Annotated in this window: 9 protein-coding genes and 1 pseudogene; 8 read left to right on the forward strand and 2 right to left on the reverse strand. The window is 37.8% G+C overall.

Going from position 1 to position 11,923, the window contains the following annotated elements; translation table 11 throughout:
* Nucleotides 1-78: 78 nt before the first annotated feature.
* Nucleotides 79-564, reverse strand: a pseudogene (locus EYS08_RS26320) (transposase); the annotation flags it as partial.
* Between the two features lie 252 nt (nucleotides 565-816).
* The gene (locus EYS08_RS08135; RefSeq protein WP_131029544.1) at nucleotides 817-1,494 is read right to left on the reverse strand and encodes a hypothetical protein; all 678 of its coding nucleotides are present in this window, start codon (nucleotides 1,492-1,494) and stop codon (nucleotides 817-819) included.
* 208 nt (nucleotides 1,495-1,702) lie between these two features.
* On the opposite strand from EYS08_RS08135, the gene gmd reads away from it, so the two are divergent.
* Genes gmd through EYS08_RS08175 form a run of 8 tightly spaced genes read left to right on the forward strand, consistent with a single transcriptional unit; the run spans nucleotide 1,703 to nucleotide 11,883 of the window.
* Nucleotides 1,703-2,836, forward strand: coding sequence for a GDP-mannose 4,6-dehydratase (gene gmd / locus EYS08_RS08140; protein WP_131029545.1), 1,134 nt, complete (start codon nucleotides 1,703-1,705; stop codon nucleotides 2,834-2,836).
* A gap of 32 nt (nucleotides 2,837-2,868) precedes the next feature.
* Complete coding sequence (locus EYS08_RS08145; protein WP_131029546.1) at nucleotides 2,869-5,424, forward strand: SLBB domain-containing protein; 2,556 nt, start codon at nucleotides 2,869-2,871, stop codon at nucleotides 5,422-5,424.
* Nucleotides 5,425-5,435: 11 nt separating this feature from the next.
* The gene (locus EYS08_RS08150; RefSeq protein WP_131029547.1) at nucleotides 5,436-6,521 is read left to right on the forward strand and encodes a Wzz/FepE/Etk N-terminal domain-containing protein; all 1,086 of its coding nucleotides are present in this window, start codon (nucleotides 5,436-5,438) and stop codon (nucleotides 6,519-6,521) included.
* A gap of 31 nt (nucleotides 6,522-6,552) precedes the next feature.
* Nucleotides 6,553-7,566: a polysaccharide biosynthesis protein gene (locus EYS08_RS08155; RefSeq protein ID WP_131029548.1), complete on the forward strand. Its 1,014-nt coding sequence runs from the start codon at nucleotides 6,553-6,555 to the stop codon at nucleotides 7,564-7,566.
* Nucleotides 7,563-8,423: a dTDP-4-dehydrorhamnose reductase family protein gene (locus EYS08_RS08160; RefSeq protein WP_131029549.1), complete on the forward strand. Its 861-nt coding sequence runs from the start codon at nucleotides 7,563-7,565 to the stop codon at nucleotides 8,421-8,423. The genes EYS08_RS08155 and EYS08_RS08160 overlap by 4 nt, the downstream gene beginning before the upstream one ends.
* A gap of 2 nt (nucleotides 8,424-8,425) precedes the next feature.
* Nucleotides 8,426-9,937, forward strand: a complete 1,512-nt coding sequence (locus EYS08_RS08165; RefSeq protein WP_131029550.1) for an oligosaccharide flippase family protein — start codon at nucleotides 8,426-8,428, stop codon at nucleotides 9,935-9,937.
* 4 nt (nucleotides 9,938-9,941) lie between these two features.
* Entirely contained in the window at nucleotides 9,942-11,126 is a 1,185-nt protein-coding gene (locus EYS08_RS08170; protein WP_165456403.1) for a glycosyltransferase family 2 protein, read from the forward strand.
* Entirely contained in the window at nucleotides 11,119-11,883 is a 765-nt protein-coding gene (locus EYS08_RS08175; RefSeq protein WP_208745816.1) for a glycosyltransferase family 2 protein, read from the forward strand. Before EYS08_RS08170 ends, EYS08_RS08175 begins: the two co-directional genes overlap by 8 nt.
* Nucleotides 11,884-11,923 lie beyond the last annotated feature (40 nt).

Genomic DNA, 11,923 nt, shown 5'->3' on the forward strand with positions numbered 1-11,923 from the left:
GCTTATCATGAACGTGGCTTGCAGCCCCGATTTTACACCTTACCGTGTGGACGCATCTTTTGTTAAGTTTCAGGGATATTATTCATTCTCCATCCAATATTTATCTCGAACCTGAGTTCGATTATTAAAATGCGTATAATTGATTGATGGTTTTTTAGGGAAAAAACTATATGCTGCCAATCCAGCCAAAATATTAACTATAAAATTAATGAATGAGCGATGTTTTGAATATTCAATCTGGTATATGTTTTTAAGCTCGTTATTTACAGTTTCTATCACAGACCTTTTCCTCAATCTGATCTTATCGTTCATGTTATTTCAAACAAAGTTTTTGATATATCCCTTGTCTCCAAACAGCTTGCCGAATATTTTTTTCAGGAATTCCTCTCTTTCAAGGGCCCTATCATCCATATTTCCCTGGCTAATCAGGAAATTTAGAATTTCGCCTCTGTCATTAATCGGCAAATGAAGTTTGAAACCGAAAAACCAGCCCATTGTGGATTTTCTAACTTCAGCAATCCCCCTGAATACCTTGTTTGCCTTGATCCGTTTGTTCTTACAAACTCAAAGTTCTTGCAGAATTCGTCAACTAAGCGGAAAATATCGGTAACTTTTATCATATTTAATCACGCCCGTGTGATATTTAAGCGTTTGAATTTCACGGATTTAAATATTTTCTGGCATGATTGCAATTTTAAATCGAATTAATTATCGAACTCAGGTTTATAGCCAATGTTTATCTCTGTATATCAAACCCAGAATTTATCAGGTCGGCTCTCTTCTTGAACTGCGCCTAAGGAAATAGCTTTTTTTGGACTAGTTTCTCCTACTAATGTTAAACTGGACTCCTGCTGAAAAAAGGTTAAGCAAGAATTCTGATTTTTGATAGGTATTTACCGTCCTGGAAGTTCCGTTCGGCTCTGTTGATTCTTGGCGTTCATAAGAATAAAAATAGTCCAGACTGCTTTCCGCAAATAGATTCATAAGCGGTATTAAGTTGAGCTTTACGCCTATAATCGGCGAAATGACCAATCCATTTTTTGATGATTCTGCATATCTCGCGGTACCCACAAACATGGTATTGCCAGGATAGGTATTACCACTAAATCTGTTAGAGCGGTAACCCAGGTCCATCCCAAAATAAGGTTGAAAACGGGAGTAGGTGAAATTCTTTTCAAAGCCAACTTTGAATGCAAAATCAGTCAGTATTCCTTCCGCAATTTCACAACTGGCACAGGTATTAGGGAAGGTGATACTCTTTCTATAGAAATTTCCTCCAATACGGTAACTGATTTGATTATCATTGAATTTCATGAACAACGCATTTGCGTAGGTATGCTTGAAATCTTGGTAATTTGTTTGGTTCAATACCTTAGGAAGCTGCATGATGCTGTACGCTTTTAAGCCTAACGAAAAGTTATAATCTGCACTTGTTTGGGAAAACGTGGGTAATGATAGCGCTAGTGCCGCTAACAGGAATATAATTTTTTTCATTTGATTAGGATATCAACTTCAAAAATAAAGATATTTCCCAGATGTAGATCATTGATAGGCATTTATATTTTTGAGGACAATCAATCGTGATTGGGGAGGTAGAAAAATACGATAATTTCACACTATTGGCAACGAGCTGAGGCTTCCTATCCTTAAGCTAGAAAAAATTATGTATGTTTGCTCGCTTAAAAAGTTATCAAAATAGTTTATGAAAGTTGCGCTAATAACAGGTGTTACGGGCCAGGACGGAGCATATCTGGCAGAATTTCTTCTGAAGAAAGGCTATATGGTGCACGGTTTAAAGAGAAGGTCGTCGCTATTTAATACTGACCGCATCGATCATCTATATCAGGATCAACATGAGAATAATGTTAATTTCAAACTTCATTTTGGCGATCTAACGGATTCTACAAACCTGATTAGGATCATCCAGGAGACTCAACCTGATGAAATTTATAACCTCGCGGCAATGAGCCACGTCCATGTGAGCTTCGAGATGCCCGAATATACGGCCAATGCCGACGGGATAGGTACGCTAAGGCTATTAGAGGCAATCAGGATTCTTGGGCTAACCAAAACTAAAATATATCAGGCTTCTACTTCCGAACTTTACGGACTCGTACAGGCTGTTCCGCAGAGTGAAACCACCCCTTTTTACCCACGGTCGCCATACGCTGTTGCTAAGATGTATGCGTATTGGATTACCGTTAATTATCGGGAAGCCTATGGCTTATTTGCCTGCAATGGTATTCTATTTAACCACGAAAGCCCTTTAAGGGGAGAAACTTTTGTGACGCGTAAGATTACCAGAGCGGCGGCTAAAATAGCACTTGGATTGCAGGAATGCCTTTATTTAGGTAATCTCTCCGCACAAAGGGATTGGGGACATGCCAAAGATTACATTGAAGCGATGTGGTTGATTCTGCAACAGGAAAAAGCTGAAGATTATGTGATTGCAACAGGGGTGACCACCACAGTTAGAGATTTTGTTAGAATGAGTTTTGCAGAGTTGGGAATCGAAATTGAATTCAGCGGAAAAGACGAGTATGAAAGGGGCGTAATTATAGATGTTGAGCAGGAACTACTGAGCAATTTCGGACTAAACGCTGAAGCACTAAAGCCAGGTCAGACGGTAGTTCAGGTGGATGCTAAATATTTCAGGCCAACGGAAGTTGATTTGCTTCTGGGCGATCCTACAAAAGCAAAAACACAATTGGGCTGGGTGCCTAAATATGATCTGGCTGCGCTGGTGAAAGAGATGGTGCATTCAGATTTGCAAGTAATGAAAAAAGATCAGTATTTAAAAGAAGGCGGATTCAGCACATTGAACTACTTCGAATAATCATAATATAATTAAATATACTTCCTATACCTATGAAGTTGAAAAACATATTTACAACCCTACTATTTCTGATCATGCTCACTGTATTCCAGCAGTCAATGGCTCAGACCAATTATGCAAATGTGAAGGTCGACGACCTAACTGATACGCAGATCCGGCAATTAATGCAGCGCGCGGAATCTATCGGTTATAACGACGCACAGTTAGAGCAGATGGCTGCTGCACAAGGTATGAAGGCTGACGAAATTCAAAAATTACGACTAAGGGTAGAGAAAATTAGAAAGCAGGATGGAACAACCAGTGGCGCTACCTCGCAGAACAATAACACATCAAATAGAGATGCAGAAGAAAGCGGTGATCGGTCAAGAACAGCGGTCAAGATCAACCAGGATTCAACAAAAAATACAGATAGTAAAAATATAAACAATAAAAAGACAAACAACAAAGATTACCAACAAACTGAAATCAATATTTTCGAAGGTCTGAAACCCAAAGTTTTTGGAAAGGAACTTTTTGCCAATACCAACCTCACATTTGAACCTAATCTCCGAATGGCCACGCCAAAAGGATATGTAATTGGTCCGGATGATGAACTTTTGGTAGATTTAAGCGGCGATAATGAGGCCAGTTATAAATTGAAAGTTAGTCCTGATGGCATAATACGTATGCAATACGTCGGGAATATCGCCGTAAGTGGTTTAACCATTGAGCAAGCTATTAGTAAAATCCGGTCTAGCCTTGCGTCCACTTATCCTTCACTAAGAACAGGCAGAACTACTGTGGCTGTGAACCTTGGGAATATCCGTACGATTAAAATTACTCTTGTTGGAGAGGTTGTGAAACCAGGCTCCTATTCCCTTTCTTCCCTCTCTACTGTGTTTAATGCACTAAATGCTTCAGGAGGTCCAAATGAAAACGGGTCATTCCGTAAAATACAGGTGATCAGGGGAAACAATATCGTGTCTACAATTGATGTGTATAGCTTCCTGCTTAATGGCGTTCAAAAAGGCAACATCCGATTACAGGATCAGGATGTGATCAACATTCCGGTTTATGAAAAGCGGGTAGAAATGTCGGGAGAGGTTAAAAGGCCAGCCTTATTTGAGGTGGTGTCAGGCGAAAGCCTTGCAGATCTTCTGCGCTTTGCTGGCGGTTTCTCTACAGAAGCTTACAGTTCCAATATTAAAGTGTTGCAAAATACCAATAGAGAGCGGAAGATTATTGATGTTTCCAGTACACAATTCAATAGCTATAATCCTCAGAATGGAGATAAATTTATTATAGACACAATTTTGGATCGTTTTGCAAACAAAGTAGAAATTGATGGAGCTGTTTTTCGTCCTGGGAAGTATTCGTTAGAAGATGGTACCACCTTGAAACGCTTGATTTCGAAGGCCGACGGCTTGAAAGAAGATGCTTTTTTAAATCGAGGTTATATCAACCGCTTGAATTTCGACAATACTGCCAGTTTTATTTCTTTCGATGTTGCTAAGATCATGTCTGGTGCGCAGGCTGATATTCCGCTTCAGAGAGAGGATAAAGTAACGATATCGTCTTTGTTTGACTTGAGAGATGAATATAAGCTTAGCATTCAGGGAGAGGTTAGGCAGCCCGGCACATTTGATTATGCAGATAATATGAGCGTCGAAGCTTTGATCCAAATGGCGGGCGGGTTTAAAGAAGGTGCTACGCCCAGCCGGATTGAAATCTCCAGAAGGGTTAAAAGTGCAGATACCATAGGTAAAACTTCACGTACGGCTGAAGTATTCAGCCTTTCGGTTGATCGGAACCTGAAAATTGAGGGGCCTACTTTTGTTTTACAGCCTTTTGATATTGTGTCGATCAGAAATTCAGAGGGTTATTCCATTCAGAAACAAGTCAAATTAGAAGGTGAGGTTCTTTACCCTGGTGTATATACCATCACCAATAAAAATGAACGTATTTCTGATGTGATCAAAAGAGCCGGTGGACTCACTTCTTATGCTTACGCTGAAGGAGCGAGTTTAAAACGCCCTGGTGCCGAAAAAGTAAATCCAACAGATAAGAATGCCATTAACAATAAAGAAGAAGAGGAGAAAAAATACTTAAGCTTAAAACGTGCACAGGAAGCCGGTGCTAAAGATACATTGGCGGCGGAGATCGAGCAGAAACTGATTCAAAGTGACCTGGTCGGCATCAATCTGGAACGTATAATGGACAAACCATTGGGGAAATACGACCTGATTGTAGAGGACGGGGATATTATCCGTGTTCCACGCACTTTGCAGACTGTGCGAATTACCGGTGAGGTACTTAATCCCAACAGCATTGTGTACCTTCCTGGAAAGAGCTTAAGGCAATACATCAATGGCGCTGGTGGTTTTACCTCGAACGCGAGAAAAGGTGGAACCTATATTAAATATGCTAACGGATCTGCGGCGGCAGTGAGCAAGTTTTTGTTTTTTAGCAATTATCCTGTTGTCAAGCCTGGTGCAGAAATATTGGTTCCTAAACGTGCGGAAAGAGAACGTATGACTGCACAAAGCTGGATTGGAATTGGAACTGCAGTTGCTTCATTGGGAGCAATTATAGTTAGTTTATTAAGATAAGAGTCTAACTCATGAAAATGGAAAATATACCTCATGTGAATAGTGAAGCCGAGAAGGTTGTGTCATTAAAAGAGTTATTTATTAAGCTTAATGAATGGTATAGATGGCTAATTAGTAAAAGTTGGATTATTATTTTTCTTGCGGTATTAGGCGGGGGATTAGGAGTCGTATATTCCTATTTCAATAAACCTTTATATACTGCAACAAGTACCTTTGTTTTAGAAGAAGGTGATAAGCAGAGTGGATTGGGTCAATTCGCGGGTTTAGCATCTATGGCTGGTATTGATATTGGGAATAGCGGAGGAGGTATATTTCAAGGAGATAATATCATAGAACTTTACAAGTCGCGTACTATGATTGAGAAAGCATTGTTAAGTCCTTTGAGTGGAAATCCTACCACATCGCATATTGATCTTTTTATCCAGTTCAATAAGCTTAGAGATAAATGGACTAATAAACCGGAACTGGCAATGATTAATTTTAATGCCATTCCCGGAAAGCAATTTAGTCGGTTGCAGGACAGCGTAATGGGAGAGGTAGTAAAGGAAATCAATAAGAGCTATCTATTTGTTTCCAAACCAGATAAAAAATTAAGCATTATCAGGGTCGATGTTAATGCAAAGAATGAGCAGTTTGCAAAGTCTTTTAATGATGCAATTGTAAGGAACGTAAATGATTTTTATGTTCAGACAAAAACAAAAAAATCATTGGAAAACCTTGCCATTCTACAGCATCAAACTGACTCGGTAAAGCGGGTACTTGAAGGTAATATTTATTCAGGTATTGCAGCATTAGATGCAACGCCCAATTTAAATCCTACCAGACAGGTTTTAAGATCAAGTTCACAAAGATCCCAGTTTAACGGGGAGGCTAATAAAGCGATTTTAATTGAATTAGTTAAAAATTTAGAGCTTTCAAAAATTTCAATTAGAAAAGAGAAACCATTAATTCAATTGATCGATGAACCGATATATCCATTATTCAAGAAAAAAATTGGATTTATTAAAGGATTTATTATAGGTTCCTTTTTATTTGGCTTTGTGTCTGTACTATTCTTGCTCTTGCGGAAAATTGTTCAGGACATCATTAGAAATTAACATTAAGAAATACTAAGTATGTATAAAGATTATGTATAAAGATAAGGTTCTATTAATAACAGGAGGTACAGGTTCTTTTGGCAATGCAGTTTTACATAAATTTCTGAAATCTGATATAAATGAAATTCGTATTCTTAGTCGGGATGAAAAGAAACAGGATGATATGCGACTGTTCTACAATAACAGTAAAATAAAATTCTATTTAGGGGATGTTAGAGATATCAATAGCGTTAACAATGCGATGTCTGGAGTAAATTTCGTATTTCATGCTGCTGCACTTAAACAGGTCCCGTCTTGCGAGTTTTATCCAATAGAAGCGGTAAAAACAAACATTCTAGGGGCAGAAAATGTATTAAACAGTGCACTTTCAAATCAAGTAGAAAAAGTTGTCGTGCTAAGTACAGATAAAGCCGTTTACCCGATCAATGCAATGGGTTTATCTAAAGCGATGATGGAAAAACTGATGGTCGCGAAATCAAGATCGTTGAATGCTGAGAGTAAAATGGTATTTTGTGCAACCCGTTATGGAAACGTGATGGGATCCAGAGGTTCTGTAATCCCTTTGTTTATTCAGCAAATAAAAAGTGGAAACCCAATTACGATCACTGAACCAAGTATGACCCGTTTTATGATGTCACTAACCGATTCGGTTAATTTGGTAGAGTTCGCATTTGAGAATGCAAAACCTGGTGATATTTTCGTTCAGAAATCTCCAGCTTCTACAGTTCTCGATGTTGCAAAGGCGCTAAAAATAATCTTTAAGGCTGATAACCCAATTAAAACCATTGGTATCCGTCATGGTGAGAAAATTTATGAAACCCTCTGTAACAGAGAAGAAATGGCAAAAGCCGAAGATATGGGTGATTTTTATCGTGTACCTGCAGATAACAGAGATTTAAATTACGCGAAATTTTTAGAGGATGGGGAACCAAAATACATTGATTTTGAAGACTATCATTCTCATAATACAACCCGTCTGGGGCTTGAGGGTACAATCGATCTCTTACTTAAATTAGACATTGTTCAGGAAGCATTAAAACAATGAAAAGAATTTTAGTTTTCGGTGCTGCCGGCATGGCCGGCCACGTCATCTATACTGTGCTGAAAGAAAAAAGTGGTGTGGAGGTATTTGGAACAATTCATCGAAAAGGATTTGATGAATTGAAGAGAGTTTTAGATATCTATGACAGCGCTAAGGTTGAAGAAGTAATTAGCGATCTAAAACCTGATGTTGTCATCAATTGCATTGGCGTACTGATCAGGGAAGCAAAATCAAATCCGGCCAATGCTATTTATGCTAATTCCTATTATCCACATTTTTTAGCCAGAATTTGTAAACAGCATAATTGCAAGCTTATTCATATTTCAACTGACTGTGTTTTTTCGGGAAAAAATGGCGACTACACAGAAACTTCTGTGAAAGATGCGATTGATGTCTATGGAATTTCCAAAGGTTTAGGCGAGGTTGTAGATGAAACCAATCTTACCATTCGCACGTCGATCATCGGTCCAGAACTATCAGACTCCGGAGAGGGGCTTTTTGATTGGTTCATGAAGCAAAATGGTGTTGTACACGGATACAAGAGCGCAATATGGTCTGGTATTACGACTCTGGAGCTCGCCAAATTTATACTTTGGGTTTTGGAAAGAGAATTAACAGGTTTGATACACTTAACTAATAATATGCCGATCAATAAATTCGATTTACTTTCTTTATTTAACAACGTTTATAATAAAAACATTCAGGTTTCAGATCAAAAAGATTATCAGGTAGACAAATCGTTTAGAAATACGAATATGGCAATTGATTACGTAGTGCCGTCTTATGAGGAAATGCTTTTTGCTCAAAAGGAATTTATGAATGAACATCAATCTTATTACACTCAATACACTTATAGTTAACGATGAGTCATGCCGCGACACTTAAAAATATATTAGCTAATTACGGCAGTAAGTTATGGGGCTTTGCATCTATATATCTTTTTATCCCACTTTATATTGATTTCCTAGGAGTTGAGGCTTACGCAATCATCAGCTTCTACTCATTGATTCTTGGACTAATTAGTTTTGCAGATGCAGGTTTGTCGTCCGCCATAACAAGAGAATTCGCTAAAGATACGCAGGCATCAGACAAATACAGTTTACTTGCTATCGTTGAGCGATATTATTTGCTGATCTGCGTGTTAATATTTGGTGTGATTTTTTCCTTTTCATCGACTATAGCCTCCCATTGGCTTAATTCTCAAAAGATTGCAAACTCAGATATCTCATATTATGTCAAATTAATTGGATTGGGTGCTGTTATGCAATTGATATCTTCATTGTATTTTGGTGCGCTAATGGGTTTGCAGGTTCAGGTGCGGGCAAATGTGATGCAGGTTTCTTGGAGCATTTTACGAACGGTGGGAATCATCACAATTTTTTATTTTTATCAGGCATCTCTCGAATTGTTCCTGATTTGGCAAATAGTTTGCAACCTAGTGTACGTTATTGTTCTAAGGTATTCGGTAATCAAATATCTTAAATCATTCAGTGTAAACCTAATCCGCACAATCACCAAGCTACCTAGTGAAATTAAAGTCTATATATCAGGAATGGTAGTTGTTGCAATAATTTCTGCAATTAACACCCAGGCAGACAAGTTGGTAACTAGTAGTTTATTCTCACTATCTGAATTTGGATATTATTCTTTGGCGTCAACGCTAGCGCAGGTTCCGTTACTGTTAGCTTCGCCCTTGGCAATAGCCGTTTTTCCCATTCTTTCAAGACTTGCCTCAATTAAAGATACCCAAGCTCAGGAAACCAGCTTCAGAAACTTTACTTATCTTTTGAATATCATGGTTATCCCCATTGGCATTATAATTTTTATTTATGCAAGAGAAATTGTTGTATTATGGACAGGTAAGCGGATGTTTGTTGAGGACATCTTACAAAAGATAGTATATATAGTGAGGTTATTAACAATAGGCGGTGTCTTTCTGGCGCTTCAGTTGCTTCCATTTTATTACCTACTCTCCAACGGACAAACAAGATATACTGTTAAGCAAGGGCTGGTGCAGTTGGTTTTCGGAGTCCCTGCATTATATCTTTTTGTGAAATATTTTGGAATAATTGGTGCTGGCATCCCTTGGTTGCTAATTAATTTTTTTTCTTACGTTTATTTATATTATGTGTTATTCTCATCATATCTCAAAGAAAATGCATTTCTGTTTTTTTTTACAACACTGCTTGTCCCATTATTAATTACATTTGGTGTAACAATATTTTTCTATCTTATTTTCGAGCAATTTCCGCTAAACTACAAGTTAGCCTCACCTGTTTTAATAGGCATTTTTTCAGTTATCTTGAATATCGCTTATCAAAATTACAAGAGACACAATAAGCTTCATGATATTAGCTGGTTATTGCAATATTAACTTTATGAGTCAGCCTTTATTATCAATAATCATAGCGACAAAGAATCGCAGCAAGTACTGTTTCGAATCAGTAAAATCAATATTATTGGCTCTGGGAGCTAATTGTGAATTGGCTATCCAAGATAATTCAGATACCAATGAATTGGAACAGCTCTTAGATAATATTGCTGATCCCAGAATTAAATATAATTATACCAACTCCGCCTTATCATTCGTCGCAAATTTTAATCAGGCAATGGAGAATAGTACAGGTAAATTCTTTTGCATTCTAGGCGATGATGACTCCATTACCCCAGACATATTGAATATTGTTGAATGGATGGACCATAATCACATTGAATCTGTATGTTCTGCAAATAATGTTGAGTATATCTGGCCAAATGATAAAATAGAGAGATATAAAGATGGAGAGTTGAACATTCCCCCCTACTCTGGCACCAAGAAAAGGCTTGATCTTTTAGATTCACTGCATAAATTAATCGTGCTGGATGGGACATTGAACTATCAATCTTATTGCTTACCCAGAACCTATCACGGAATCGTTAAACGTTCGGTATTTGATTTAGTTAAGCATAAAACAGGACATTATTTCGGTGGCTTAACGCCGGATATCTATTCTACGATAGCATTGACCTGCATTACCAAGGAACATTATGTTATTGATTACCCCTTTACTATCGCTGGTGCCTGTCCCGCAAGTGCTTCAGTCGCCAATATGACAGGTGGTCATTCAGGTCGTTTGGATGATGCTCCCCACTTCAGGAATAGAGGTGATTATGTCTGGGAAGCGGAGATTCCAAAATACTATAGCGTAGAAACTATCTGGGCTGAAACAGCACTAAAGGCGCTCCGGGAAATGGGAGAAAATACACTTGCTTCGCGTATTAATCTTTATAAATTTTTAACCTATGGAATTTACGCAAATAGAAAGTATATTTTCCGTTTAACCCTTTCAGAGACAATGAATCTCTATAAAGTACTAAACATGAACCAAGTGGCGTTTTATGGTAAATTATATATCAGCATCGCTTATGTAGTTGGCGCAGGCCTGTTAAAAAAGGGGTTTAAGAAATTGACCAGCAAAAGATCTCCGATCTTTTCAAAAAAAAGAATTAACGATCTAAATCAGGCAATATATGAAGTTAACCAATATCTGTTGTCGAACAAAATAACATTTAAAGATGAGTAGTACTACAGAAAAATTTAAAATCCTTTTAAGGCCGCTGGTGTACTCTTTGAGAACCATTAGAAGGCTCACCTTGTCTTGGATCTATCCGTCAAAAATCAGTGATGCTTACCAGATTCCCATCATCATTAATAACCGGAACAGATTGGAATATATGCAGCTACTGATCAACTCACTTGAGGAAAGAGGATATACAAATATCTACATCATTGACAACGCTTCAACATATCCTCCCTTACTTGAGTTCTATAAAAAATGTAAGTATCATATATTCAGGTTAGAGAAAAATGTTGGGCATCTTTCGATGTGGGAAACTGACATTTATAAACAGTTTATTAGAGATTACTATGTATATACCGATTCTGATGTAGTGCCGATTGAAGCATGCCCAGATGATTTTCTTGACTTCTTCTGGCAAACTCTCAAATCTAGGCCAAGTGTTCAAAAGGTAGGTTTCTCGCTGAAAATTGATGACTTGCCTGATTCTTTTAGTAATAAGCGCTCTGTTATGGAATGGGAAAGCCAATTTTATGCGAAAAATATTGAAGGAAAATTCTTTGAGGGATTTATTGATACTACATTTGCGCTTTATCGACCATTTATGCAGGCAGGAAAAGGAGCATTGATGTACCGAACGGCAATGCCATATCAGGCCTATCATATGCCATGGTACGTAGACTCGAAACAACTATCCCCTGAAGAAGAATATTATATTAAACATGCAACAACGAGCACACACTGGACAAAATTAAATAATTGATTACATGTTTTATTTGCTCCTATTTCTGCTAATCTGTTTA

The sequence above is a fragment of the Pedobacter kyonggii genome, assembly GCF_004310665.1.
Classification (GTDB): Bacteria; Bacteroidota; Bacteroidia; order Sphingobacteriales; family Sphingobacteriaceae; genus Pedobacter; species Pedobacter kyonggii.